General features: G+C 44.1%; 29 protein-coding genes and 1 pseudogene. 26 read left to right on the forward strand and 4 right to left on the reverse strand.

Going from position 1 to position 26761, the window contains the following annotated elements:
* Window positions 1–8: 8 nt before the first annotated feature.
* Genes gtfA through ACVC7T_RS00995 form a run of 3 tightly spaced genes read left to right on the forward strand, consistent with a single transcriptional unit; the run spans window position 9 to window position 3003 of the window.
* Window positions 9–1508, forward strand: a complete 1500-nt coding sequence (gene gtfA / locus ACVC7T_RS00985; RefSeq protein WP_394732035.1) for an accessory Sec system glycosyltransferase GtfA — start codon at window positions 9–11, stop codon at window positions 1506–1508.
* A gap of 1 nt (window position 1509) precedes the next feature.
* Window positions 1510–2835 (forward strand): accessory Sec system glycosylation chaperone GtfB, encoded by a 1326-nt coding sequence (gtfB, locus tag ACVC7T_RS00990; RefSeq protein WP_447262306.1) that lies wholly within the window; start codon window positions 1510–1512, stop codon window positions 2833–2835.
* On the forward strand, window positions 2836–3003 hold the full coding sequence (locus ACVC7T_RS00995) for a hypothetical protein (RefSeq protein ID WP_172095958.1): 168 nt from the start codon (window positions 2836–2838) through the stop codon (window positions 3001–3003).
* 174 nt (window positions 3004–3177) lie between these two features.
* On the opposite strand, the pseudogene ACVC7T_RS01000 reads toward ACVC7T_RS00995, so the two are convergent.
* Window positions 3178–3342, reverse strand: a pseudogene (locus ACVC7T_RS01000) (ISL3 family transposase); the annotation flags it as partial.
* 739 nt (window positions 3343–4081) lie between these two features.
* Here ACVC7T_RS01000 and ACVC7T_RS01005 point away from each other — a divergent pair.
* From ACVC7T_RS01005 to ACVC7T_RS01015, 3 genes are all read left to right on the forward strand, one after another.
* Complete coding sequence (locus ACVC7T_RS01005) at window positions 4082–4303, forward strand: DNA-binding protein (RefSeq protein ID WP_172067882.1); 222 nt, start codon at window positions 4082–4084, stop codon at window positions 4301–4303.
* Between the two features lie 142 nt (window positions 4304–4445).
* On the forward strand, window positions 4446–5297 hold the full coding sequence (gene ylqF, locus ACVC7T_RS01010) for a ribosome biogenesis GTPase YlqF (RefSeq protein ID WP_447262307.1): 852 nt from the start codon (window positions 4446–4448) through the stop codon (window positions 5295–5297).
* On the forward strand, window positions 5284–6051 hold the full coding sequence (locus ACVC7T_RS01015; RefSeq protein WP_447262308.1) for a ribonuclease HII: 768 nt from the start codon (window positions 5284–5286) through the stop codon (window positions 6049–6051). Before ylqF ends, ACVC7T_RS01015 begins: the two co-directional genes overlap by 14 nt.
* Before the next feature lie 92 nt (window positions 6052–6143).
* On the opposite strand, the gene ACVC7T_RS01020 is transcribed toward ACVC7T_RS01015, so the two are convergent.
* Window positions 6144–7010, reverse strand: a complete 867-nt coding sequence (locus tag ACVC7T_RS01020) for a YitT family protein (protein WP_105122164.1) — start codon at window positions 7008–7010, stop codon at window positions 6144–6146.
* A 153-nt stretch (window positions 7011–7163) separates the two neighbouring features.
* Here ACVC7T_RS01020 and tmk point away from each other — a divergent pair, with 153 nt between their 5' ends.
* From tmk to ACVC7T_RS01065, 9 genes are all read left to right on the forward strand, one after another.
* The gene (gene tmk, locus ACVC7T_RS01025; RefSeq protein ID WP_447262330.1) at window positions 7164–7808 is read left to right on the forward strand and encodes a dTMP kinase; all 645 of its coding nucleotides are present in this window, start codon (window positions 7164–7166) and stop codon (window positions 7806–7808) included.
* Window positions 7798–8682 carry a DNA polymerase III subunit delta' gene (locus ACVC7T_RS01030; RefSeq protein WP_105111417.1) on the forward strand — a complete coding sequence of 295 codons (885 nt, stop codon included), beginning with the start codon at window positions 7798–7800 and terminating at the stop codon, window positions 8680–8682. Before tmk ends, ACVC7T_RS01030 begins: the two co-directional genes overlap by 11 nt.
* Window positions 8683–8697: 15 nt before the next feature.
* The gene (yabA, locus tag ACVC7T_RS01035) at window positions 8698–9015 is read left to right on the forward strand and encodes a DNA replication initiation control protein YabA (RefSeq protein ID WP_105111418.1); all 318 of its coding nucleotides are present in this window, start codon (window positions 8698–8700) and stop codon (window positions 9013–9015) included.
* Between the two features lies 1 nt (window position 9016).
* On the forward strand, window positions 9017–9880 hold the full coding sequence (gene rsmI / locus ACVC7T_RS01040; RefSeq protein ID WP_447262309.1) for a 16S rRNA (cytidine(1402)-2'-O)-methyltransferase: 864 nt from the start codon (window positions 9017–9019) through the stop codon (window positions 9878–9880).
* Between the two features lie 184 nt (window positions 9881–10064).
* On the forward strand, window positions 10065–11156 hold the full coding sequence (gene serC, locus ACVC7T_RS01045) for a 3-phosphoserine/phosphohydroxythreonine transaminase (RefSeq protein WP_172062587.1): 1092 nt from the start codon (window positions 10065–10067) through the stop codon (window positions 11154–11156).
* On the forward strand, window positions 11156–11713 hold the full coding sequence (locus ACVC7T_RS01050; protein ID WP_105160042.1) for a GNAT family N-acetyltransferase: 558 nt from the start codon (window positions 11156–11158) through the stop codon (window positions 11711–11713). Before serC ends, ACVC7T_RS01050 begins: the two co-directional genes overlap by 1 nt.
* Before the next feature lie 45 nt (window positions 11714–11758).
* Window positions 11759–12937, forward strand: coding sequence for a phosphoglycerate dehydrogenase (locus tag ACVC7T_RS01055; RefSeq protein WP_447262310.1), 1179 nt, complete (start codon window positions 11759–11761; stop codon window positions 12935–12937).
* Entirely contained in the window at window positions 12934–13431 is a 498-nt protein-coding gene (locus ACVC7T_RS01060) for a methylated-DNA--[protein]-cysteine S-methyltransferase (RefSeq protein ID WP_447262331.1), read from the forward strand. The genes ACVC7T_RS01055 and ACVC7T_RS01060 overlap by 4 nt, the downstream gene beginning before the upstream one ends.
* On the forward strand, window positions 13428–13781 hold the full coding sequence (locus ACVC7T_RS01065) for an arsenate reductase family protein (protein ID WP_105122170.1): 354 nt from the start codon (window positions 13428–13430) through the stop codon (window positions 13779–13781). The genes ACVC7T_RS01060 and ACVC7T_RS01065 overlap by 4 nt, the downstream gene beginning before the upstream one ends.
* A 14-nt stretch (window positions 13782–13795) precedes the next feature.
* On the opposite strand, the gene ACVC7T_RS01070 is transcribed toward ACVC7T_RS01065, so the two are convergent.
* Together ACVC7T_RS01070 and ACVC7T_RS01075 are read right to left on the reverse strand one after the other, a co-directional pair.
* Window positions 13796–14695 (reverse strand): cation transporter, encoded by a 900-nt coding sequence (locus tag ACVC7T_RS01070; RefSeq protein WP_447262311.1) that lies wholly within the window; start codon window positions 14693–14695, stop codon window positions 13796–13798.
* Between the two features lie 118 nt (window positions 14696–14813).
* Window positions 14814–15641 (reverse strand): exodeoxyribonuclease III, encoded by an 828-nt coding sequence (locus ACVC7T_RS01075; RefSeq protein WP_447262312.1) that lies wholly within the window; start codon window positions 15639–15641, stop codon window positions 14814–14816.
* A gap of 151 nt (window positions 15642–15792) precedes the next feature.
* Here ACVC7T_RS01075 and ACVC7T_RS01080 point away from each other — a divergent pair, with 151 nt between their 5' ends.
* The 11 genes from ACVC7T_RS01080 to ACVC7T_RS01130 all read left to right on the forward strand — a co-directional run bounded on the left by ACVC7T_RS01080 (window position 15793) and on the right by ACVC7T_RS01130 (window position 26752).
* The gene (locus ACVC7T_RS01080; protein ID WP_447262313.1) at window positions 15793–17454 is read left to right on the forward strand and encodes a hypothetical protein; all 1662 of its coding nucleotides are present in this window, start codon (window positions 15793–15795) and stop codon (window positions 17452–17454) included.
* 19 nt (window positions 17455–17473) lie between these two features.
* On the forward strand, window positions 17474–18604 hold the full coding sequence (locus tag ACVC7T_RS01085; protein ID WP_447262314.1) for a glycerate kinase: 1131 nt from the start codon (window positions 17474–17476) through the stop codon (window positions 18602–18604).
* A gap of 65 nt (window positions 18605–18669) precedes the next feature.
* Window positions 18670–19389, forward strand: a complete 720-nt coding sequence (locus ACVC7T_RS01090) for an O-methyltransferase (protein ID WP_105111428.1) — start codon at window positions 18670–18672, stop codon at window positions 19387–19389.
* Between the two features lie 63 nt (window positions 19390–19452).
* Window positions 19453–20442, forward strand: coding sequence for a peptidylprolyl isomerase PrsA (gene prsA / locus ACVC7T_RS01095; protein ID WP_105111429.1), 990 nt, complete (start codon window positions 19453–19455; stop codon window positions 20440–20442).
* 277 nt (window positions 20443–20719) lie between these two features.
* The gene (locus tag ACVC7T_RS01100) at window positions 20720–21205 is read left to right on the forward strand and encodes an LURP-one-related/scramblase family protein (RefSeq protein ID WP_125265525.1); all 486 of its coding nucleotides are present in this window, start codon (window positions 20720–20722) and stop codon (window positions 21203–21205) included.
* Between the two features lie 162 nt (window positions 21206–21367).
* Window positions 21368–23986 carry an alanine--tRNA ligase gene (gene alaS, locus ACVC7T_RS01105; RefSeq protein WP_447262315.1) on the forward strand — a complete coding sequence of 873 codons (2619 nt, stop codon included), beginning with the start codon at window positions 21368–21370 and terminating at the stop codon, window positions 23984–23986.
* Window positions 23987–24058: 72 nt separating this feature from the next.
* Window positions 24059–24961 carry a carbohydrate kinase family protein gene (locus tag ACVC7T_RS01110; protein ID WP_394733442.1) on the forward strand — a complete coding sequence of 301 codons (903 nt, stop codon included), beginning with the start codon at window positions 24059–24061 and terminating at the stop codon, window positions 24959–24961.
* Between the two features lie 198 nt (window positions 24962–25159).
* The gene (locus ACVC7T_RS01115) at window positions 25160–25369 is read left to right on the forward strand and encodes a hypothetical protein (protein WP_105122177.1); all 210 of its coding nucleotides are present in this window, start codon (window positions 25160–25162) and stop codon (window positions 25367–25369) included.
* A 252-nt stretch (window positions 25370–25621) separates the two neighbouring features.
* Window positions 25622–25846: a hypothetical protein gene (locus ACVC7T_RS01120; RefSeq protein WP_105122178.1), complete on the forward strand. Its 225-nt coding sequence runs from the start codon at window positions 25622–25624 to the stop codon at window positions 25844–25846.
* On the forward strand, window positions 25830–26033 hold the full coding sequence (locus ACVC7T_RS01125; protein ID WP_105122179.1) for a hypothetical protein: 204 nt from the start codon (window positions 25830–25832) through the stop codon (window positions 26031–26033). Before ACVC7T_RS01120 ends, ACVC7T_RS01125 begins: the two co-directional genes overlap by 17 nt.
* A 152-nt stretch (window positions 26034–26185) precedes the next feature.
* Entirely contained in the window at window positions 26186–26752 is a 567-nt protein-coding gene (locus ACVC7T_RS01130; RefSeq protein ID WP_447262316.1) for a DUF3267 domain-containing protein, read from the forward strand.
* The last annotated feature ends 9 nt before the right edge of the window (window positions 26753–26761 follow it).

The following is a 26761-nucleotide window of genomic DNA, read 5'->3' on the forward strand; positions in this document are numbered from 1 at the left end:
AACAGAAGATGACCATTTATAATGTCAACCGTGGAATTGGTTGGGCCAGCAGCGGAGTAGAGTATGCCCAAGCCTATCGGGCCAGCATTTTTAGAAAGATTGGCCAAGATAGTAAATTTATTTTTACAGATATGTTTCAAGGAGAAAACCTGGCTCATTTTACAGCCAATATTGGCTTTGAAGACCAGGAAATTATCTGGCTCTATGGCTTTTTTACCGATGTCAAGATTGCAGCGACAACCTATCCTTTGATGGAGTTTGAAGCCAGTCTAGATTCTGATTTTGTCAAGGTTTCACAGAGCCCCGAATCTGTCAAATACCAGCATAAAGACAAGGACTTGGTCATCTTGGTGTTTACACGGAAAAATCATCCAGACTATGTGCAAAAGGTAGAGTTTCTTTCCAAAGGGAAGCTGATTCGCAAGGACTACTATAGCTATACCAAGATGTTTTCGGAATACTATGCTCCAGTGGATAATGCACCTGTTTTAAATGTGCGGGTATTTTTCAACGAAGATGGTTCTATCGCCTATGAAGAAAACTGTTCTGGTGACCAGAGTATCTTCCGTTTTCCTGATGCTATCCTTTGTACAAAAGAGGAGTTGATTGGTCGCATGTTGGACCGATTGGCTCTGACAAAAGAGGACATTATCTTGATTGATCGTGCTACTGGGACAGGTCAGGCGATTCTGCGCCACCGAGGGGAGGCCCGTGTGGCGGTCGTGATTCATGCAGAGCATTACAATATGAATTCTGTGACGGAAGAAACCATTCTTTGGAATAACTATTACGAATATCAGTTTTCGAATGCGGATAAGATTGATGCCTTTATTACCTCAACCAAGGCGCAAGCGGAAACGCTGGCGGCCCAATTTGAGACCTATACGCCTTTCCGCCCGAAAATTTTTACTTTACCAGTTGGTAGTTTGGATGAATTGCGCCAGCCCGAAGGGGATCGTCGTCCTTTCTCTTTGGTGACCTGTTCGCGACTGGCTAGTGAAAAACACATTGATTGGTTGGTGGATGCGGTGATTCAGGCCCAAAAACACTTGCCAGATCTTCAGTTTGATATTTATGGTGAGGGTGGGCAACGTAGCCGCTTGGAAGCTATGATCAAAGAACACGATGCGTCCTCTTTTATTCGCTTGATGGGGCACCATGATTTAACAGAGGTTTATAAACACTACCAAGCCTACTTGGCAGGTTCGACCTCAGAAGGTTTTGGTTTGACCTTGATGGAAGCCATTGGTTCTGGGCTGCCGATTATTGGCTTGGATGTTCCTTATGGCAACCAAACCTTTGTGCGGGATGGGCAAAATGGTAGCTTGATCAGTCGTTTGGACATTGATGATCCGACTGTCTATGGCCGACTCTTTGCCGAAAAACTGCTGGACCTATTCCAATCAGGTCAGCTGGAAGACTGGCAGGCGGCATCCTATGACCGTGCCAAGGAATTTCTGACGGTCGAATTGGAAAAAGCGTGGTTGCGCTTTATTGAGGAGGTTTAAAATGATTCAATTATATGATAGCTTCCATCAGGCTAGTAAGGATCTGTATTATTCACTGACTCAGGCAGGTTTCCAAGGTCCTGTCGTTGTCATTAATGATGATGGTTTTCTACCAAAAGGTGTGACCTCTGCCTATTCATACTATTGCCAAATGGAGACAGGTCAGGGGTGCTCGCTTTATTTCAACCAACTCCAAGTCCCTCCTTTTTGGGAAATTACAGGGACCAATGGTGAAGGGGAAGTCTGGGATTACAGCCAACGGAAGGCAAAGATTTTTTATGCCGAACCCAAGCACCTCCGTCGCATCAAAAATGTTGACTGGTTTGGACCAAATGAAAAGGTACGTTTTACAGACCACTACAATCGCTTTGGTTGGTTGTTTGCACGAACCTATTTTAATGCCGAGCAGAAGGTGACTAGCCGTATTTATTTCAATCAGGCAAAACAAGAGGTCTTGGTTGAGAATTTCATGACGGGTGACATTCAGTTAAACTGGCAGGGAAAAGTGTATTTCTTTGACAATCGTGTGGAATTGTTCCGCCATTATTTTGCGGAAATGGGCTGGGAATTGTCAGAGATTTGGTACAACTCTTTATCGACTCCTTTTTTCCTCTCCTACAACAGTCCAGAAGCAGGTCAAGATGTCCTATTTTGGCAGGAAGGTATCCAGGAGGACATCCCAGGAAACATGAAGGTCATGTTGAATTCTTCCCACGTTCGTACACAACGTGTATTGGTACAGCAGCGTCAGGTTTATCAGAAGATGATGGATATCTTGCCGGAAGAACAAAAGGCCAAGATTGCTTACCTAGGTTATATCTATCCAAGCTTGCGTGAGAATGCTGGACGAAAGGAAATCCTTATCCTAACCAACTCGGATCAGATTGAGAAATTAGAGGAGCTAACTCAAGCACTACCAGACTTCCACTTCCATATCGGCGCATTGACAGAAATGTCTCAACGATTGATGGCTTTTGAAGCGAAGTCAAATATTACCCTCTATCCAAATATTTCACAGAAACAACTGCAACAGTTGTTCCAAGAATGCGATATCTACCTCGATATCAATCATAGTGGAGAAGTAATGGATGCGGTTCGCAAGGCCTTTGAGCAAAATATGGTGATTTTGGCCTTTGAGCAAACCATTCATAACCGTGATCTGATTCCAGCTTCCCACCGCTTTGATGCCAGCCAGCCAACTGACATGGTGATGGCCTTGGCAGGCTTTGCATCATCTTATCCACAGATGGTGGCCTTGCAGCGTGAAGAAACAAGCAATGAATCTGTTACTGGATACCAACAGTTACTTGGGAAGGAGGAGCGCTAAATGACAGAGAAACGCAATCCTTTATTGGATGAAGCGATTGAGAAACAAATCAAGGAAGCTCGCTATGTTGAGCCTAAGAAAAACAAGCAGAGACGGAATTATTTTTACCTGACCATCATTTTCCTTGTGACCTTGGCAGTTATTTTCTCCCTCCTTCGTTACTTATAGAAATTCTTGCCTACAAGCCAATTGAAATCTTGAAAATTGCATGAAAATGTGAGAAAATATGTCAAATAAGAATGTGGGGGAAGAGCCATGCGAGATGATATACTCTTGAATGACCGAGCGGCTGCTCTTGCTGACCAATTGGTCCCGGTTTTAGGGTATTTTGGATGGTTTTTAGAAGTCGTACTTGGCCATCTGCCCTTGGTAATGTTGGCGTATGGGAGCAGGGCAATCCAGCTTAGCTATGACCACTTTGCGGCTCCTGGCATCCACAATCTCCAAAATAATGATATTAGGGTCTTTAATTCCGAGTAGTTGTGTGATAAAATTGAATTGTTCCATATGAGTCTCTCTAAATGATAGTTTTTTCGCTTTTCATTATAGGTCATATGGGGCTTTTTTCTACACTCTAAAAGGCTCGATAATCTCTACAGTGGATTTACCCACTACAGTCTCATAGAGCCTGTTTGTCTTTTTCTGTGTACGACGGGCATGTCGTACATCTGAGGTGGAAGTCCTCCGTTGGCACCCGCTACAGGTGAACCCAATAGCGACTCCCAAGCCTGACTATCGTGAGGTAGCGGATTAAAACGGTCAGGGGAGAGACCGTTTTAATTCTGACGCTAGAAACCAAGATCGTCAGAGGAAGGGATAGCGAAATTGTGGAACTACCAACAGAAACGTGATACGAAGGCGTATATAGCGTACAAGGTGGCTCAGAAAACTAAAATACAAAAAGGTAGTCGTAACCTAAATGCGTAATTCACGAGTGTAATTGAACTCGGACTAAGGTCCTCATATCTTGTGTAAACGAGGAAAAATGTACGACTTATCCCGTGAGGTCTCATGGTCGTCAATAAGATGTAGTAACAACGAATCATGAGAAGTACCCTCGCCTATTGTTGTTATCAACTTATTCTTCGTTGAACAATCTTTATTTAATCACTTCTATGTAACTTTTTTTCATCAGAAAAAGACTTACTGTTATTTTTTGTCTAAATTTCACTGCAATTGTGGCATACTATTTTTGAGTTAAGAAAGTGGATCAATTTATGAATTCAAAAAATAGTAAGTATCGGATATGAATTTTGGTATCGAAAGTGGCTGGGGTAATAAGAAAACCATTTTAAAAATTTGGTCTGGGTTGTCTATACACACTTTGGACAGATGGCTACGTGAAATGAAGAAGAGTAAAAAATTTCGAGATGCAGTTATTAATCCATCACATAAAACATTTTTTGTTCAAATTGACCGATTTGAAGAATTTCTGAGATATAAGGACAAAAAGAAAATAAAACAATGAAGACGAAAATAAAAAAAAATGGTAGAATAGATGAGTTAGCTATCTATATTAAAAAGCTTGATTTTGCCCAATAACTGCCCATTTCTTATAAATAATATCAAGTTAGGCTCACAAAAGCCCAAAGTAAAGGAGTTTTAATCCCATGGCAATTATTCAATGGTTTCCGGGGCACATGTCCAAGGCGCGCCGTCAGGTTCAGGAAAATATTAAGCACGTGGATTTCGTGACCATTTTGGTCGATGCCCGCTTGCCCCTATCCAGCCAAAACCCCATGCTGACCAAGATTGTCGGAGACAAGCCCAAGCTCATGATTCTCAACAAGGTTGATTTGGCAGACCCTGTCCGTACAAAAGAATGGCAGAGCTACTTTGAAGGTCAGGGAATTCGTGCCCTTGCCATCAACTCAAAAGAGCAAGCGACGGTGAAAAAGGTGACCGACGCAGCCAAAAGCTTGATGAAAGAGAAGATTGAACGCCTCCGCGAGAGAGGTATTCAAAAAGAAACCTTGCGGACCATGATTATCGGTATTCCAAATGCAGGAAAATCTACCCTCATGAACCGTCTGGCAGGGAAGAAAATCGCCGTTGTCGGTAACAAACCAGGTGTGACCAAAGGCCAACAGTGGCTCAAGTCCAACAAGGACCTTGAAATCCTAGATACACCAGGTATTCTCTGGCCTAAGTTTGAAGACCAGGAAGTCGGTCTCAAGTTGGCTCTGACTGGTGCCATTAAGGATCAGCTCTTGCCCATGGATGAGGTGACTATTTTTGGTTTGGACTACTTCAAAGCCAACTACCCAGAACGTCTACAAGAGCGGTTCAAGGGCATGGATTTGGAGCAGGAAACGGCTGACCTCATCATAGACTGGACCCGCAAACTCGGTTTCCGCGACGACTATGACCGCTTCTACAATCTCTTTGTCAAGGAAGTGCGTGATGGCAAGTTGGGCGTCTACACATTGGACAAGGTGAGTGATTTCGATGGCAACGATTAAAGACATCAAGGCGCAGTTGGCCCAATTTACCGATTTGACAGATCCTCGCTGGGCAGAATTTGAGGCGGATGAGCGAGCGGGTGTCCAGACTGCTATCAAGCAGCGTCGCTCTGCCATTCTTAAAGAAATCCAAGAAGATGAACGCTTGGAGACCATGCTGGTCTACGAGAAGGCTCTGTATGAGATTGGACTTGAATTTGTGGCTGGGATTGACGAGGTCGGGCGTGGCCCTCTAGCAGGTCCCGTGGTGGCAGCAGCTGTTATCTTGCCCAAGGGCTGCAAAATTCGTCACCTCAACGATTCCAAGAAAATCCCCAAAGCCAAGCACCAGGCCATATATGAGGAGGTTATGGAGCGGGCAGTAGCTGTGAGAATTGGTGTGATGGATAATCACATCATCGACCGAGTCAATATCTACGAGGCGACTAAATTAGCCATGTTGGAGGCCTTGGGAAAGCTGGACCAGCAACCGCAGCACCTTTTGATTGACGCCATGACATTAGACACTCCCATCCCGCAGACTTCCGTCATCAAGGGTGATGCCAACAGTTTGTCCATCGCAGCAGCTTCTATTGTTGCCAAGGTGACGCGGGACCAGATGATGGCAGACTACGACCGTCAATTTCCGGGTTATGGCTTTGCCAAAAATGTTGGTTATGGTACTGTAGAGCATTTACAAGGCCTAGCAAAACATGGCGTGACACCCATTCACCGTCGGACATTTGAGCCTATCAAGTCTATGATATTGAAGTAGAATAGCTTGGAAAACAAGATAAAAAAGATAAAAAAGTCCTTACAAGTTTCAACAAGGACTTTTTATATGGACCGAGTATAGGAGGCCAGGGTTCAATGTTTTTCAAGCGGTTGTTTATTTTTGTCCAGTGTAAAACCTTCCCCTAAGACCTCGTGGGCGTCGGTAATGGTGATGAAGGCATGAGGGTCGATGCGGTGAATCAGTTCCTTGGTTTCCTGGAGTTGGCTCTTATAAATGACCGAATAAACCATATTTACTGGCGTTTTACTGTAAAATCCTTCGGCCTTGATAAAGGTAACACCGCGCTCTATCTCCGCATCAATAGCAGTAGCAATTTCCTGCGATTTCTGGGAAATAATCATCAGGCCCTTGCTGCCATAGCCACCATCTGAAATGAAATCAATGACACGAGTAGCAATGGCCACCATCATCAGGGTATAGAGGACCAGTCTCAAGTCTTTAAAAACAAGGACGATAAAGGTCAGGATGATGATATCGACAGCTAAAATGATTTGACCGATTGAATAGGGCAGATACTTATGACCGATACGGGCGATAATATCACTACCGCCAGTAGTTCCCCCAGCTTTAAAAATCAAACCCAGTCCAATTCCCATCAAAATTCCGCTAAAGGTGCTGACCAAAAATAAGTCATGTTCCAGATTGATAGCCAAGGGGAATTTTTCAAAAATTGCCAGCCAAAGCGTAACGCTAAAGGTTCCCAGAATACTTAAATAAAGAACTTTTTTGCCTAGCAATTTCCAGCCGATGACGAATAGTGGAATATTAACGAGAATGTTCATCAACCAGGGCTGGATGTTGAACAAGTAGTAGAGAATGAGTGTCAGTCCAGTCACTCCGCCTTCAAATAGGTGATTGGGCATGACCAGATAGTTCAAAGAAAAGGCAAACAAGGCACTGCCAATCATGATGGTCAAAATATTTCGAATACGTAGCATAGTCTCTCCTTAGGCACGACAAGATTTTCAGCTATGTGAGTTTATATATACTAATATTGTACGTCATTTATTATTGAAATACAAGTCAATTTGTAAGTGCTTTTTCTGCTGAAATTTGTTACAATAATGAGAACAATGAAAAAGGTGGTAATCATGGAAAAAGGTCATTTTATTACATTTGAGGGACCAGATGGGGCTGGAAAGACAACGGTCTTGCAAGAGCTCTTGCCTAAATTACAGGTACTTGGTCTGGAAGTGATTACTACTAGAGAACCGGGTGGAGTTGCCATCGCAGAAGACATCCGGAAAATCATTCTTGATCCGGCCAATACAGCCATGGATCATAAAACGGAACTCCTGCTGTTCATTGCTGCTAGGAGACAGCATTTGATTGAGAAAGTCTTGCCACCACTCCAAGAAGGGAAGATGGTCATTATTGACCGCTTTATTGACTCTTCAGTGGCCTATCAGGGACATGGTCGTGGTCTAGATATTGCCGATATTGACTGGCTCAATCACTATGCGACGGATGGGCTCAAGCCCGATTTGACCCTCTATTTTGACATAGATGCCGAAGAAGGGCTGGCAAGAATCGCCCGCAATGCTGAACGCGATGTGGACCGGTTGGATATGGAAAAAGCGGACATGCACAGACGGGTCCGACAAGGCTATTTGGCCATTTTAGAAAAAGAACCAGAGCGGTTTGTCAAAATTGATGCCAGCCAGCCCCTAGAGGCTGTTGTCCAGGACGCGCTCGGTATCATCCAAGAGCGACTATTGAAAGCAAATGAATTATAAGAATTTAAGCAACTTGCAGCCGAAACTGATTGAAGATTTCGTTCATATTCTACAAGGGAGCCATCTGGCACACGCCTATCTGTTTTCTGGTGATTTTGGGAATTTTGAAATGGCCCTGTTTTTAGCCAAGGCTATTTTCTGTACGGAAAAGACAGACTCCCTTCCCTGCGAAATGTGTCGGACCTGCCGTTTGATTGAGAGCCAGGAATTTTCGGACGTGACCATATTATCACCCCAGGGCAATACCATAAAGACGGATGCGGTCCGCGAAATCGTGAAGAATTTTTCTCAATCTGGTTTTGAATCATCGAAACAGGTCTTTATTATCAAGGATGCGGAGAAGATGCACGTCAATGCAGCCAATTCGCTCTTGAAGGTCATAGAAGAACCCCAGTCAGAAATCTACATTTTTCTGTTGACCAATCAATTGGAAGCAGTGTTGCCAACCATCAAAAGTCGGACACAGATTGTCCAATTTCCCAAGAATCTGGCGCTTTTGGAACGCAGCTTAGAAGAATCTGGTTTGCTAAAGACCCAGGCTAGTTTATTGGCTCAGCTGGTTTCCAGTCAAGATGAAGCTCAAAAGCTAGCTAAAAACAAGTCCTTTTTGGAGGCCTTGGTCCAGGCGAGAAAGTTTATTGACCTCCTGCAGGAGCAGCCCAATCTGGCTTATTTACAGGCGGGAACCCTGGTGGGGCTTGTGCCTGAAAAAGTGGAGCAGGGTCAATTGCTGGATTTACTGACTATCCTTTTGGCGGAGAATCTGGACAAAGCGGATGCGCGTGATAGGCTGGATACATTGCTGACGGTGAAGAAAATGTGGCAGTCTAATGTTAGTCTGCAAAATTGCCTAGAATACCTCACTCTTAGTTAGAATAGAAAGTATAAGATGGATAAAAAAGATATTTTTCATGCCTTGGATGGGTTCTCGCAGAATTTATTTGAGACTCTTGCTGAGGTAGAATCAATTAAGAAAAATCTCCAGGCTGTGATTGATGAAAATACAGCTTTGCGATTGGAAAATGCCAAGATTCGTGAACGTTTGAAGAAAGAGATTGCTACTGAAAATAGGGCGACGCATTCAAGTCTAGGCAATCTGGAGGCTATATATTTGGATGGTTTCCATATTTGCAATGACTTCTACGGTCAACGTCGGGACAATGATGAACCATGTATGTTCTGTGATGTCATATTGAATCGAGAGTAAGATGAAACTACAAAAATCATTTAAGGGACAAACAGCTTACGGCAGTCTTTACCTGGTACCGACACCGATTGGTAACCTGCAAGATATGACCTTGCGGGCTATTGACACGCTGAAAAATGTTGATCTGATTGCAGCTGAGGACACGCGCAATACAGGACTTCTCCTAAAGCAGTTCGAAATTGAAACCAAGCAGACGTCCTTTCACGAGTATAATGCCTATGAAAAAATTCCTGGGCTGATAAACTTGCTTAAATCAGGTCAATCCTTGGCCCAGGTTTCGGATGCAGGCCTACCGTCTATTTCAGACCCGGGTCATGATTTGGTTAAGGCTGCCATTGCAGAGGATATTCCAGTCATTGCCCTGCCTGGTGCCTCGGCTGGGATCACAGCTTTAATTGGATCAGGAATAGCTCCACAGCCTCATATTTTTTATGGCTTCTTACCGCGAAAATCAGGTCAGCAAAAGGAATTTTTCCAGCAAAAGCTACAGTATCCAGAAACACAGATTTTCTACGAATCTCCCTATCGTGTGGCTGATACCTTGGAAAATATGCTCGCTGTCTACGGAGATCGTCAGGTGACGGTCGTTCGTGAATTGACCAAGCTTTACGAAGAATACCAACGTGGGACCATTTCAGAATTATTGGATTTTCTAGCAGATAATCCCCTCAAAGGCGAATGCTTGATTATTGTAGCTGGAGCTAGTGATGAGGACATTCCTTCCGTAGACCAGGTCGATTTGGTAGCGGAAGTTGAGGCAGAAATCGCAGTAGGTCGCAAACCAAATCAAGCTATTAAAGAAGTTGCCAAACGCTATCAACTAAAAAAACAAGAAGTATATGACCTCTATCATGGACTGGCTTAGGCTGGTCTTTTTATAATATAATTTTAGAAAAATGTATAAAAACAAGTTTATTTCAGAATAATATATGAAATTTTTCGGAAAAATTTGATGATAAACCGAATATTTAGTCACTAAAAATGGAAAATAATGGTGAAATTTCATTTTCATGTGGTATAATAGGCTCATCTTAATTTGGAGGGTTTTTATGACAATCTACAACTTTTCTGCAGGTCCTGCAGTCTTGCCAAAACCAGTGCTGGAAAAGGCACAAGCTGAATTTTTGGATTACAATGGTTCGGGAATGAGTGTGTTGGAGATGTCCCATCGCTCCAAGGATTTCGACGATATTATTAAAGGTGCTGAGGCGACCCTGCGCGAGCTGATGGCTATTCCAGATAACTATAAGGTTATTTTCTTGCAGGGTGGTGCATCCCTTGAATTTACCATGATTCCGCTCAATTTTGCCAAGGGCAAGAAAGCCTACTATTTGGCTGGTGGTTCATGGGGGAAAAAAGCCTATACTGAGGCTGTCAAGCTGTCTAAAACTATTGACTTTGAGCCAATTTTGCTGGGTTCTTCTGAGGAAATTACCTATGCAGAATTGCCTACATTTAACAAAAATGACATCGACCCAAATGCAGCCTATGTGCATTTGACGACCAACAATACAATTGAAGGAACAGCAGTTTATGATATTCCAGATACCAACGGTGTGCCTGTGATTGGTGACATGTCGTCAAACATCTTGGCAGCTCGCTATAATGTGGAAGATTTTGCCATGATTTATGCAGGTGCTCAGAAAAATATAGGCCCTGCAGGTGTGACAGTGGTTATCGTCCGTGAAGATTTCCTCAACGACGAGCCAGTACTTTCAAGCATGCTGGACTACCGTATCCAAGCAGACAATGAGTCACTTTACAATACACCGCCAGCTTACTCTATCTACATTTCAAAACTTGTCTTTGAATGGGTCAAAGAAATCGGTGGCGTTGATGAAATGGAAAAAATCAACCGCGAAAAAGCTGGTCTGCTCTACGATTACATTGACCAGTCTGCTTTCTACACCAACCCTGTTCGCATCAAGGAACAGCGCTCAGTGGCCAACATTCCATTTGTATCACCAAGCGAAGAATTGGATGCTAAGTTTGTCAAAGAAGCGACTGCAGCAGGCTTTAAGAACATCAAGGGTCACCGTTCCGTTGGCGGCATGCGTGCTTCCTTGTATAATGCCTTCCCGCGTCAAGGCGTTGTAGACTTGATTGACTTCATGAAGAAATTTGCTGCGGAGAATGCCTAATGGAAATCCGTCTGGCACATCCCAATGAAGTCGGGGCCATCGAAGCAATCTTTCAAGAGGCACGAGCTTACTTAGCGGCCTCTGGCATTGACCAATGGCAGGGAGAGTATCCAAGCGCGAGTGAGGCAATCGAGGATATCTTATCTGGTAAGGGTTATGTGGGCTTGGTAGATGGCAAGATTGTGGCTTATGCAGCGGTTCATCGTGGTCAGGAAGAGGCCTATGAGGCAATCTATGACGGCAAATGGCAGCACAATAATCCAGTCTATACGACCTTTCATCGTGTGGCAGTGTCAGCCAGTGTTCGTGGTCAAAAGTTTTGTCAGACTTTCTTGCAGGGCTTGATTGAAGGCCAGAAGGGACCAGACTTCCGTTGTGATACCCACGAGCAAAATAAGGCTATGCAACATATCTTGCTGAAGTTGGGCTATGTCTATTGTGGCAAGGTTCCCATTGACGGGGAACGCCTGGCCTATCAAAAAATCAAACACAAGAGCGAACGCAGTCTATATCAAGAGGTGAATGAAGATGACCGTTGGCTCCTAAACTCAAATTAAAAAATGAAAGTAGGGCGGAAGCTAATCCGCCTTTTTGGTAAAAAAATGGTATTTAGCGTTAGAACTTTTAATAATATCAACCAGGTTGGTCTCAAGGAACTGGGCAATCGTTTCCAGATAGATGGGGATCAGGCAGGCAATCCTGATGCCTTTATCATCCGTTCTGAAAACCTGCATGGCTTTGATTTTCCAGAAAATCTCAAGGCTATTGCCCGTGCTGGTGCTGGTACAAACAATATTCCAATTGATGTGGCTACTGAAAAAGGGATTGTGGTCTTCAATACTCCGGGTGCCAATGCCAATGCGGTAAAAGAAGCGGTTATCGCCTCTATTCTCCTGTCTGCTCGTGATTATATCGGTGCGACTGCCTGGACCAATGCCCTGTCTGGCGACGATGTGCCAAAGCAGGTCGAGGCAGGTAAAAAGCAGTTTGCTGGGACAGAGATTTCTGGAAAGACACTCGGTGTCATCGGTCTGGGTGCTATCGGTGCTCGTATTGCAAATGATGCTCGTCGTCTAGGTATGAATGTTCTTGGTTACGACCCGTATGTGTCTGTTGAGACAGCCTGGACCATTTCTAGTCACGTCAAGCGCGTGGATGATTTGAAGGAAATCTTTACCCAGTCAGACTACATCACCGTTCATGTGCCATTGACTGACAAGACTCGTGAGCTCTTCAATGCAGACAGCTTTGCTCTCATGAAAAAAGGGGTTACCTTGGTCAATTTTGCCCGTGGTGAATTGGTCAACAACGCTGATTTGTTTGAGGCGATTGATGCAGGTGTTGTTAAAAACTATGTGACGGACTTTGGTACAGAAGAGGTCCTCAACAAACCGCACATTACAGTCTTTCCGCACGTTGGTGGATCGACCGAGGAGGCGGAGCTCAACTGTGCCATTGCGGCTGGTCAGACCATTCGTCAATTTATGGAGACGGGTGAGATTATCAACTCTGTCAACTTCCCGAATGTTAAGCAATTCCTCGATGCACCGTATCGCATTACCTTGATCAACAAAAATGTGCCAAATATCGTGGCGACAATCACGACAGCTGTGTCTGAGCTAGGGATTAACATCGACAATATCATTAACCGTTCTAAGGGTGACTATGCCTATACCTTGCTGGATTTAGACGAGTCAGATAAGTCTAAAATTGACAGCCTGGTGGCTAAGTTTGAAGACCTGGATGCTATTATCAAGGTTCGTGTCATTAAACATAAATAATGCTATACAAACAAATCTACACTAGTCCCCTTGGCCCCATTTCTTTGATTGCGAGTGACCAGGGCTTGGTAGGGGCTTGGTTTCATGATCAGAAGTATTTTGAGAGGGGAGTGGCAGAGGAAATTTCTCTCACTCCTCATCCTCATTTGGACCAGGCAGCACGCTTATTGGCAGAGTATTTTGCTGGAAAATTCCCTGGCTTTAGCCAATTGCCACTAGATTTACGAGGGACGGATTTTCAAATGAAGGTCTGGCGAATTTTACAAGAAATTCCTGTAGGTCAGACGACAAGCTATGGTCAGATTGCCAAGGCCTTGGACATCCAATCAGGTCAGGCAATCGGCGGAGCAGTGGGAAGAAATCCCTTGTCTATCATCATTCCCTGTCACCGTGTTCTGTCAAGTGACATGAAGTTGACTGGCTATGCTGGGGGCTTGGATAGAAAAATTTGGCTCCTGCAACATGAAAATCCGTATTTTGAGGTGAGGAAATGATTTTATTTTACGAATATCCAAAATGTTCAACCTGTCGGGCAGCTAAGGCTGAGCTCAAAAAACTGGGTCTAGAATTTGAAGCTATCGACATCAAGACAACACCGCCCAAGGCTGCTCAATTGAAAGAGTGGATGGATGCGACTGGATTGGAGTTGAAGAAGTATTTCAATACATCGGGCAACAGCTATCGCGAATTGGGTTTGAAAGACAAGTTTGCAGACTTGACGGTTGATGAGGCCTTGGATTTGTTGGCCAATGATGGTATGTTGATTAAGCGCCCCTTGCTCATTCAGGATGGGAAAATTCTTCAGATTGGTTACAAGACACCATACGAAAATCTCGGTTTCTAGGCCGAGATTTTTTCTTATAAAGCATATTCAACTGAGATGTACTCATGCTGTTTTTGCAGGAGATAGAGCATCTGTGGTTTTTCAGCCAGCAATTGTTGCACTAACTGGTGTTCCACATCGTGCAGATTGATTTTTACCCGGATGTTCATACCTTGTTTGAAGATGTGAATATCTATATCTTGAGCATCTTCGTCAAGATAAGAACCAAGAATTTGATAGATGGATTCATGGATTTCAGGCACATGGGTTGTTCCGTTGGCCAGTTCCTTGAAAGCAGTTAGGAGACCATTCCAAGGCTCCTTAAAGGAAATCAAGGCCAAGGCCACAGTCAGGAAAAAGTCACCGGTGTAGTGGAGAAATCCAAGCGGTCCATTGATTGGGACAAAGAATAGCAGTAGGATTGCCAAGCCAATGGCCCCTGAGATGAGCCCGTCGACCAAATTTCCTTTTGCCTCTGCCAAAATGATCGTTGACATGTGGTTGAGTTTGGCGCTCATGTGGAGATTGTAGAGATAAAGGGCAATACAGACGAAAAACATCGTAACTGAATAAGGGATAACAGGCCCTGTGGTCATCTGATTTCCAATGCCATTGACAAAATAGGCAAAGGCTGTTGCACTGGTTTCGAGGACAGCAAACAATAGTAAGAGCAGGGTCGCCAGTGATTTCATAATGGCGTAGAGAGGTTCTAAAAAGTAAAGTCCCTGCGGAAAGGTTGCTGTTTTCTTGTGGCTATTTTTTGAAATATAGAATGCGACTAGAGATGATATGAAAGCAATCAGTGAGAATACGCCATCCAGGAACAGGGCATTCATGCCAGTGATGATATAGACTGCCACTCCAGCGGTTCCGCTAAGTCCGTTGACGATAGCTGATACAGTGAGTGATTTTCGTTCGATTTTCTTGTTGTTCATGTTTCCTCCTTTAATGATATCTATATATTTATTATACCACAAAAAGTAATCGTTTTCAAATCAGATACATTTAAAAACCCAGCATTTGCCGGGTTTTAATTATCAAATAAACTAAAAATTAAATGCTTATTTCCATCACAATTGGTGTGTGGTCTTGGCGAGCACCGGAGTCAATCATAGCTGATTTGGTCACCTTGTCAGCGATACGGTCGCTAACCAACCAGTAGTCGATTCTCCAACCTGTGTTGTTGATTTTGCTGGTGCGGCTGCGTTGTGCCCACCAAGTATACGCATTGAGGACATCACCATGCAAGTGGCGGAAGGTATCCGTGAAGCCTTTGGCAAGCAGGTTGGTAAAACCTTCACGCTCTTCATCTGTAAACCCTGGTGACTGGCGGTTGCTGGCTGGGTTGGCCAGGTCGATTTCCTTATGGGCAACGTTGTAGTCACCTGTGGCTAAGACGGGCTTTTGGCTGTCAAGCTGTGATAGGTATTCGGCATACTGGACGTCCCAGATTTGGCGGTCTGAGAGTCTCTTCAAGCCATCGCCAGCATTTGGCGTATAAACCTGGGTCACGTAGAAATCGTCAAATTCCAGGGTAATGATGCGCCCTTCAGAGTCCATAGTGGTAGGAGCACCGATTGCTGGGAAGCTAATGGTAGGAGTCAGGTGGTTTTTGTAGAGGAAGAGGGTGCCAGCGTAGCCCTTACGAGCAGGCTCTACAGAAGAACGCCAGGTATTGGCATAGCCTGGGAAGTAGCCTTCTAGAATTTCCAAGTGCTTCTTGGTTGGTCCCTTGTCAGAGAGTTTGGTTTCCTGAATGGCAATAATGTCGGCATCTTCTGCAACTAGCGTATCAATCACGGCGCGAGATAGGAGCGCGCGTGGGGATTCTGCTGTCAGGGCCGCGTTTAGGGAGTCAATGTTCCATGAGATGAGTTTCATATTCTATCCTTTTCACTTTTTCTATCGCTCCATTATATCAAAATTCCCCTATGGATGCGACTGAGAAAAACTGAAATAAAATATTGTTTTCGCTTTCACAAGTGGGAAAATATGCTATAATATAACTAGAATTGATATGGAGGAGATTTCTATGAAAAGACAATTGATTGGATTAGCCTGGCTGGCTCTTATGCTAGAAATGGCTATATACTACTGGTACAATCTACCAGCCCTCAACATTTGGAGCCTGGGTTTTTGGTTCTTCTTGCTCCAATCACTGGGGCTGGTCTGGTTGATACTGGTCTTCTCGTCCGCAGGCGGTATGGTCCAGAAGGTGACAAAAATCTCTGGGCGCAATCGTTCTGTCGACACCTATCAGCTCAAGCCCAACGGGCTACCTAGCTATCTGCGTTGGTTTGGTCGCCTGCTGCTGGGGATTGTCCTTGTCTTAACCCTACTTGGTGCTCTCAATACTCGCATTTTCCGTGCCAAGGACTATGCTGGTGTCATCACGGTTCAGGATGCGGATTTCAAGGCGGATTTCCCAGAGACAGATATTTCTAGACTGGCTCTCCTGGATCGGGCATCAGCTGAGAAGATTGGAGATACCTATCTAGGCACCATTGACAAGGTTTCTCAGTTCGGTATTTCGGATGATTATCGCCAGATTACCATTGGCCAGCAACCTTTTCGCGTGTCGCCTTTGGAATATAAGTCTTTTTGGAAATGGCTGAGCAACCATCAAGACGGGATTGGCTACTATGTCAAGGTCAACCAGACGACAGGAAAAGCAGAGCTTGCCAAGCTGGCACAGGCCATGCATTTCTCCGATTCAGAATATTGGTTCAATGATACCAAGCGTCATCTGCGAATTCAATATCCGACCACGATTTTTGGCAATCCCTCCTTTGAAGTTGACGACCAGGGCAACCCCTACTATATTGCTACGATCTATCAACCGAAATTCGGTCTGTCATCCAATGACCCAACAGGTGCTATCGTACTAGATGCCGTTACAGGAGAAAGCAAGCGGTATAGCTTAGCTGACATTCCAGAATGGGTGGACCGTGTCTACTCTGCCGAAAATGTCATCAGCCGTGTTGATGACCATTATACTTATCAAAATGGTTTCTGGAATACGGTCTTTAGCCAAACTGGCGTTAAAAATACAACTGACAGCTACAACTATATTTCAATCGGTTCGGATATCTATCTCTACACAGGGATTACTTCAGCTACAGCAGATTCATCTAACCTGGGCTTTATTCTAGTCAATATGCGGACCCGTGATATAACCAACTACAAGCTGGCATCAGCAACCGAGACAGCCGCCCAAGAATCGGCTGAAGGAGAAGTCCAAGAAAAAGGCTACCAAGCAACGGCACCAAGTCTGGTCAAGCTAGCCGACACCGCCTACTACCTTGTTTCTCTCAAGGACGACGCCGGTCTAGTAAAATCCTATGCCCTGGTCGATGCCGAAGATTACCAGCAGGTGACAGTTAACAATGACGTGGCGACCTTGATTTCTCAGGTATCCGGGACAGATGCCTCGAGCTTGTCTGGTCTGGCAAGCACAGCAGATGGACAAGAGGCAGAAGAGCTCGAGACTGTCTCTGGTAAAATCGAGGCCTTGGGTAGTCAGATGATTGCTGGTTCAACGGTCTACTATATCCAGTCGGAAGGCAAGATTTATAAGGTTAAGGCGACGGAAGACAGTACAGACAAGTTACCATTTATCAAAGTCGGCGATAACTTTACCGGTCAGCTGGATAAGAAGAATTACTTGATTCAATTCCAAGTCGAAAATGAGTAGATGCTCGGAGGACAGCTAGATGCATGTTTTGATTGCGCCAGATTCTTTTAAGGAATCCTTGGCCGCTCCAGATGTGGCTAGGGTTATAAAAAATGGATTTTCAAAGGTATTTCCAGAGGCCTCCTACGATTTGATGCCGCTTGGAGATGGAGGAGAGGGGACACTGGATAGCCTGGTGCATAGTTTGGGATTAAACAGGCAATCAACCCAGGTTACCGGTCCTTTTGGGGAGAACATTCAGGTTCAATATGCGGTAAAAGGAAGTTTGGCCATGTTTGAAATGGCTGAGCTTGTGGGTCTGGCCTCTATTCCAATAGAAAGTCGAGCTCCATTACAGATTCAGACCAGAGGACTGGGGGAGCTCATTGTCCATCTGGTTGAGGCCGGTATGGAGCGAATTATGATTGGAGTGGGTGGTTCCGCTAGTCATGATGGTGGAATGGGCATGGCGGCTGGCTTGGGATTTCAATTCTTCGATAAGGATGGTCAGGAGTTGGAGCCGATAGGGGCCAATTTGGGCAAGGTGGTCAGCTATTCCAAACCCGATACAGGATTTGATAGTGCTGCTATTCAGATTGATTTAATCACTGATGTGACCAATCCCTTGTGCGGGCAGAATGGGGCGACCTATGTATTTGCAGCTCAAAAAGGATTGGCACCGGAAAGGTTTGCCCAAGTTGATAAGGAGATGCACGATTTTTATCAGCTCGTTAATCCTGATTTGATTGAAAAGGAAGGAGCTGGTGCGGGCGGCGGTATGGCTGCAGGGCTTTGTGCCTTTGCCGGCGCTACAATTCATTCGGGTATTGACTTTGTGCTGGATCAGCTGGATTTTGAACAACGTGCTAGCCAGGCTAATCTGGTGATAGTTGGTGAAGGCCGTCTGGATCGACAGAGTCTTTCTGGTAAGACTCCGATTGGTGTTGCCCGCCGGGTCAAGCAGGGAGTACCTGTTGTTGCTATATGTGGTAGTCTTGCGGACGATTTGCCTGATTTTCCTTTTGAAAATATCTGCGCCGCATTTCCCATTATCTCTAAATTAGCGAGCTTAGAGGAGTCGCTGGCTTTAGCGGAAGTGAACCTGGAAAGAACAGCTGAACAAATAGCACGCATTCTGAAAATATCACAAGCATGGAAAGATGGGCTCTAGCCTGTCTTTTTCTTGTGAAATAGCTATTCTTGACCGAATTTCGGGCGTGTGATATACTTGGAAACATGGTACAATCATACTCAGAAAACGCAAACCACAATATGCGCCGGCCTGTTGTCAAGGAAGAAATTGTGGACTTTATGCGGACACGTCAGGCGCAGAATAGAGGATTTTTGAAAGAGCTCGAAGTCTTTGCTCAGAAGGAAAATATTCCTGTCATCCCACATGAGACGGTAGCCTTTTTCCGCCTGCTCTTGCAGACCCTGCAACCGCAGAATATTCTTGAAATTGGTACAGCAATCGGCTTTTCGGCCCTTTTGATGGCTGAAAATAGTCCAAATGCTCAGATTACGACTATTGATCGCAACGAGGAAATGATTGGTCTAGCCAAAGAAAATTTTGCCAAGTATGATAGTCGCAAGCAGATTTCCTTGCTGGAAGGGGAGGCCATGGAGTTACTTCCAACTCTGGCCGATGACCAGTATGACTTTGTTTTCATGGATTCTGCCAAGTCCAAATATATCGTTTTCTTGCCTGAAGTTCTGAAGAAGGTTAAGCTGGGTGGTATCATTGTCATCGATGATATTTTCCAGGGAGGCGATGTGGCTAAGGACATCATGGAAGTGCGTCGTGGTCAGCGGACCATTTACAAGGGTTTACAGAAACTCTTCAATGCGACCTTGGATAATCCAGATTTGACAGCCAGTCTTGTTTCACTCAGTGATGGGCTCCTGATGCTCCGTAAAAATTTGGAAAATGTTGAGCTGAATCTAGATGATATTTAAGAATTTTATAAGATTTTATGGTATAATGGATGGGTTAAAGAAAGAAGGAGTGTTAATTTTCGAATGAAATCAAGAAAAATTATTGCTGGTGCGGTAACATTGTTAGCAGCAGTTACCCTAGCAGCTTGTACTTCATCAACTGATAAGGATATTGTCAGCTTAAAAGGGCAAACCATTACTGTTTCGGAATTCTATGACGAAGTAAAAAACAATCCAAATGCTCAGCAGGTTCTCTTGTCTATGCTGATTACAGAAGTATTTGAAGAAAATTACGGAGACAAGGTATCAGACAAGGAAGTCACTGAGGCTTTTGATAAAATGGCAGAGCAGTATGGTGATTCATTCCAGCAGGCTCTGGCATCAGCTGGCTTGAATACAGAGAGCTATAAGCAACAAATCCGTACCAATAAATTGGTTGAGTATGCTGTTAAACAAGCAGCAGAAAAAGAGTTGACAGATGACAACTATAAGGCTGCCTATGAAAACTATACGCCAGAAGTAACTGCGCGTGTCATCCAATTGACAGACGAAGCTAAGGCGAAAGAAATCTTGGCAAAAGCTCAGGAAGACGGTGCTGATTTCGCCCAATTGGCTAAGGATAATTCAGCAGACAGCAAGGCTAAGGACAAGGGTGGAGAAGTCAAGTTTGACTCTACTTCAACAGAAGTGCCAAAAGAAGTTCAACAAGCAGTCTTTGCACTTGACAATGGCCAAGTTGGCGCGTCTATCGTCCCTGTGGTTGACCCGACAACTTATACAACAAGTTACTATGTTGTAAAATTGGAAAGCAAAACTGAAAAAGCAAAAGATTGGAAAGAATACAAAGACAAGTTGAAAGAAGTCATTCTTACAGCTAAGCAAAACGATGCAGCCTTCATTTCGACTGTTGTTTCAGAAGAGTTGAAAGCAGCTAACGTTAAGGTCAAAGACCCAGCCTTCCAAAACATTCTTTCTCAGTATATTCCATCTGAAGTTAATTCATCTTCAACAGACGCTTCGTCTTCGACAGATGCTTCATCAAGCTCTGAAGAAAAGAAAGATGAAAACAAATAATCTATCGAGAATGGATGGTTATCCACTCAGTTCAGAAAATTGGCGGTCGCTGCGAGCCATCTGAGTAAATCATCTTGCTACTCGTTAGCACAATTGAATAGTGAGAACCTGTATCCAGAGCTCAGTACCTTAGTACCTAAGTACCTTAGTACCTAAGTCGAGGTTGGCTTACCTGTGAATACAGATTCTGAATGAAGAATGACAAGTCATTGAATGAAGGTGGTACCGCGGTTTTTCGCCCTTCGTTTGGTTTCTTGTCATTTTTTTGGAGGTTATCATGAAAGAATTTCTTGTGAAACAGCGGTTCACCTTTGGTGGAGAAAAATTCGATATTCAGGATAGTCAGGGCAATCTAGCCTATCAGGTTCAGGGTTCCTTCCTGGAAATTCCCAAGCGGTTCACTATTGTAAACAGCCAAGGACAGGAAATCAGTCAGATTACCAAGAAATTTCTGACCTGGCTACCTCAATTTACCATTGACATGGCCAGCGGGCATTCCTTTTATCTGAAACAGAAATTGACTTTCTTTAGAGATAAATACTCGGTGGAAAATCTGGGGCTAGCTCTTGAGGGCAATATCTGGGATTTGGATTTTCGACTGCGGACGGTCGACGGTCAGCTGGTAGCTGAAATCTCCAAAGAACTTTTTCACCTAACTTCTCATTATTCGGTTAAAGTTTACCACGACGACTATGCTGATTTAGTTATTTCCCTAGTCATCGCCATTGACTATGTGGAGATGCTGGAATCTGCATCAAGCTAAACATCATTAAACAAACAAAAAACGAAAGGAATGGTTCAGTTAATCAGTCTAACTGAACCCGCCCGGAAGGTTCGGAAAAAAAGTAAACTGTCTAGGAAGTAAGGATTTCCTGCCAGTTTCCTATTTTTCAGTCGCCTTCTAATCGGGCTTGGTATCTTAATTATGAAAAATTTATCTTCTGCTCAAATTCGTCAAATGTGGTTGGATTTCTGGAAATCAAAAGGCCACTCTGTTGAGCCTTCTGCCAATCTTGTTCCAGTTAACGACCCAACTTTGCTTTGGATTAACTCTGGTGTGGCGACCCTGAAAAAATATTTCGACGGCTCTGTCATTCCTGAAAATCCACGGATTACTAACGCTCAAAAATCAATACGTACCAACGACATTGAAAATGTTGGTAAGACCGCTCGCCACCACACCATGTTTGAAATGCTGGGCAACTTCTCTATCGGTGATTATTTCCGTGATGAGGCCATTGAGTGGGGCTTTGAGCTCTTGACAAGTCCAGAATGGTTTGCCTTTCCAAAAGACAAGCTCTACATGACCTACTATCCAGATGATAAGGATTCCTACAACCGCTGGATTGCGCTTGGTGTAGACCCAAGTCACCTCATTCCACTCGAGGATAACTTCTGGGAAATTGGTGCAGGTCCTTCTGGTCCAGATACGGAAATTTTCTTTGACCGTGGCACAGACTTTGATCCTGAAAACATTGGCATTCGTTTGCTGGAAGAAGACATTGAAAACGACCGTTACATCGAGATTTGGAACATCGTATTGTCACAGTTTAACGCTGATCCAGCTGTTCCGCGTTCTGAATACAAGGAATTGCCAAATAAAAACATCGATACGGGTGCAGGTTTGGAGCGTTTGGCAGCTATTTTCCAAGGGGCTAAGACAAACTTTGAAACCGACCTTTTCTTGCCGATCATTCGTGAAGTAGAAAAGATTTCTGGTAAGACTTACGATCCAGACGGCGATAACATGAGCTTCAAGGTCATCGCAGACCATATCCGTGCTTTGTCATTTGCTATCGGTGATGGTGCCCTTCCAGGAAATGAAGGACGTGGTTATGTTCTTCGTCGCTTGCTCCGTCGTGCTGTCATGCACGGTCGCCGTTTGGGTATCACCGAGCCATTCTTGTACAAGTTGGTAGAAACGGTTGGTACTATCATGGAAAGCTACTACCCAGAAGTGCTTGAAAAACGTGACTTTATCGAGAAAATCGTTAAGCGTGAGGAAGAAACCTTTGCTCGCACCATTGATGCTGGTAGCGGTCACTTGGAGGAACTTTTGGCTGACTTGAAAGCAGCTGGTAAGGACACTCTTGAAGGTAAGGACATCTTCAAACTCTACGATACCTATGGCTTCCCTGTGGAATTGACCGAGGAATTGGCTGAAGATGCGGGTTATAAGATTGACCATGAAGGCTTCAAGGCTGCTATGAAAGAGCAGCAGGACCGTGCGCGTGCAGCCGTTGTCAAAGGTGGCTCAATGGGTATGCAAAATGAAACCCTGGCAGGTATTACCGAAAGCTCAACTTTTGTCTATGGTCAAACTAGCCTAGATGCCAAATTGGAAGTGATTATCGCGGACAATGAGCGGACAGAAGCTGTGTCAGAAGGTCAAGCCCTCCTTGTCTTTGACCAAACACCATTCTACGCTGAAATGGGTGGTCAGGTTGCCGACCGTGGTGTGATTAAAAATGATTCAGGTGATGTCGTTGCGACAGTTGTGGATGTGCAGAAAGCGCCGAATGGTCAGCCATTGCACACCGTAGAACTCTCTGCCAGCATTTCGCTTGGTCAAACTTACACACTTGAAATCGACACAAATCGTCGTCGTGGTGTTGAGAAGAACCACACAGCAACTCACTTGCTTCATGCCGCTCTTCACCATGTCATCGGTGAGCATGCAACCCAGGCTGGTTCCTTGAACGAGGAAGGATTCCTCCGCTTTGACTTCACACACTTTGAAGCAGTGACAGCTGATGAACTTCGTCGTATTGAAAATGAAGTCAATGAAAAAATCTGGGAAGCCTTGGATATTGTCACAGTTGAAACGGATGTTGATACGGCTAAAGAAATGGGGGCTATGGCTCTCTTTGGTGAGAAGTATGGCAAAGTGGTTCGTGTGGTTACAATCGGTGACTATTCTATCGAGCTTTGTGGTGGTACCCACGTTGGCAATACAGCTGAAATCGGTCTTTTCAAGATTGTCAAAGAAGAGGGAATCGGTTCAGGTACCCGCCGTATTTTAGCGGTGACAGGCAAGGAAGCTTTCCTAGCTCTTCGTGACCGCGAGGATGCTCTCAAAGCTGTTGCGCAGACCCTTAAAGTGCCACAAATCGACCAAGTGCCGACAAAAGTGGAGGCACTGGCTGCGGAGCTCCGCGATTTGCAAAAAGAAAACGCTAGTCTGAAAGAAAAAGCAGCGGCAGCAGCTGCTGGTGATGTCTTCAAAGATGTTAAAGAGGCAAACGGTGTCCGCTACATTGCTAGCCAGGTCCAAGTTTCAGATGCAGGTGCTCTCCGTACATTTGCTGACAACTGGAAGCAGAAAGACTACTCGGATGTCTTGGTGTTGGTTGCGGCTATCGGTGACAAGGTCAATGTCCTTGTGGCAAGCAAGTCAAGCGATGTTCATGCAGGAAACCTCATCAAAGTCCTTGCACCAATCGTAGCAGGTCGTGGTGGCGGTAAGCCGGATATGGCTATGGCAGGTGGTAGCGATGCGTCTAAGATTGTAGACTTACTGAGCGCTGTTGCTGAAAATTTGTAACATTCTCAAACTCTCTTATCTCTGGATAGGGGAGTTTTTGTGCTATACTATCTCTAAAGCGGAGGTTTTGCTATGGGAAAATGTTTGGTAATCGGTTCGACCGTTTGTGATGTGATGATTTATCTGGATCAGTTGCCGGGGCGGCAAGGCGATGCGCATATTGACAAACAGGTCCTGTCTCTGGGCGGTTGTGCTTTCAATGTGGTCAATATCCTGCACCACATGGGTGTGGACTATGATTTCATTTCACCGGTAGGGACGGGCATTTACGGTCATTTTGTCAGGAATGAGCTGGAAAAAATTGGAATTGAACCACGGGTTTTAGTGGAAAGAGCCAACGGCTGTTGTTACTGCTTTATCGAAAGCGACGGAGAACGGACCTTTCTGTCCGACCATGGTGTGGAATACCATTTTGACCCTACTTGGCTGGACCAGTTGGATTTATCGGAGTACGACTATGTTTACGTTTGTGGTTTAGAAGTGGAGGAAGAAACAGGTCAGGCATTAGTGGACAGTTTGGAAACTATTCCTGCCCAGCTCATTTTTGCGCCGGGACCGCGAGGACATCTGATAGATAAGCAGCGCATGGAGCAAGTCTTGGATTTGTCTCCTATCCTCCATGTCAATGAGCAAGAGGCTTTGACATTATCAGGTCAAACTGACATCAGGCAGGCTGTGCAGACCTTAAATGAACGCACCGGGCAAGCGCTGGTGGTAACCAGAGGAGAGGCTGGAGCTTTGGCCTACGATGGACAATGGCATGAGCAAAGGTCTTATCCAGCGCAAGTGGTAGACGCGGTGGGAGCGGGGGATAGTCATGTTGGCGCTCTATTGGCAGGATTAGCTAGTGGAAAATCCTTGGACCAGTTGCTCGACTTTGCCAATCGTGTCGCCAGTTATATTGTGGCTAACCCCGGCGTACACCTGCCTTCATCAACCTATGAGGATTTGAGAAAGTATTTATCAGAATTATAAATTCGAGCCCATTTGGGCTTTTTTGCTTGTCTAATTGCCCATTATCAGCTACATTTTGACTATCTTCATAAACTTTTTGACAATTTTTATTATTTTTTTGACAAATATACTTGTCAAAAAGAAAAAGAAGTGTTACAATGATATCAAGATAAGAGATGAAAGCGAAATCATCATATAAAAAGAAAGTAGGAAACTATTATGAAAAAGTTAAACAATCTTCACATTGCGCGCTTCGTACAAGTACTGGCAATTGCCTATCTAGTTTTTGTCCTGCTGGCTGACATCATGAAGTGGCAGCAGTTGGATAATACTCATGTCGTTCTTGCCATTTGTGCCATCGTAGTGACAGATGAGAACTTGTGGAAACTAGCTGGCAGAAAAGAGAAAAACGGGAAAAGAATAAAGTAAGTAAAAATAAAGAAAGCGGGAAATCATCATGAGTAAAAAAATGTCACCTACAAAATCTGAAGTGAATTTCAATAATTGGACCAAACGTGAGAAAGTTCTTCTAGCTCTACTTATTATTACGTTGATTGATATTAAAGAGATCATATTTACTCTCTATCACATTGGATTGGAGTTTGGACAGGCTTTGACGGCCTGGTTCTAGGATAAGGAATTGAAAACAGAAAAGCGTATTGATTGATCTTGGAGGTCGTTATGAAAAACAATAACAATAAAAAAGGAATTTTGATTACAGGAACAAGCGTTGTGCGAGGAGTGCAGGTTCTAGTTGCACTATATTTGATTTATAGTTTAGTTAAAAACATCGTATTTGGTCGGGAGATAGATACCATGATACTCTTGATGATGATGAATTCTCTCCTTCTTTTAGATGTCACTCTCAGCAGAGAAAAGGAGAAGAAAAATGAACAAGACAGTTAAAAATGGAATGAAAGTAGTCCTACTGTTTTTCGCACTCTTCTTGATAACTATTTTGATATTTAAAATTTTTGCCTTGCTAGGATTTGACATTGGTTTGACGGAAATGAGTTATCCCTTTCCTCCTTTATTGGCGACACTGGTGTTAGCTCTGCAATTTAACAAAAAGAAAAATAGTGAAAAAAGCTAAGGAAAGACAGGAGAAACCTTATGAAACGACACATTTCATCTGATATGGCAGCAATTATGATTACAGGGGCAACTATATTCGGCTTACTGATTGGAGTTGCTCTAGGACTATATAGTTTAGTCTAGCTTGAAGGAAAATGAAGGAGAAGAAAGATGGAAGCGAAAAAGAAATTATATGAAGTCAATATCATGGAAAATAAGAAATTTGTCTGGGGATTGAATATTCTTGCGATTGTTCTAGTCTTCCCATTTGCTCTTCTATTCGGTAAGTTAGCCTTTTCCTTGCTGGCTAATGTAGATCAAAATTTGCCACTTACCTTACCAGAGTTATGGATAGGAATGGTTCTATTTCCTCTTTTGATAGTTGTGCATGAGGCTATCCACGGCATCTTCTTCAAGGTTTTTTGTCCTGAAAATCCTGTCAAATACGGGTTTAAATGGAAGTCCGGCATGGCCTATGCAACCAGTCCAGGTTCCCTCTATAATCGGATGCAAATGTTGGTAATTTCCCTGGCTCCCTTTGTCGTGATTAGTCTAGGCTTGACAATACTAGCGTGCTTAGGGGGAATGGACGTATCTCTTTATCTGATGGTAGCTACCATGCATGCAGCTGCTTGTGCTGGTGATTTCTACTATACTTATCTCTTGTTGGTTAAGTTTGCTAAGGGGAATATAGCTGTCGAAGACACAGAAACAGGCTTGATTATCTACCAAGCCTAGAAAGGAAAC

It is taken from the genome of Streptococcus sp. P25B114, from assembly GCF_053010325.1.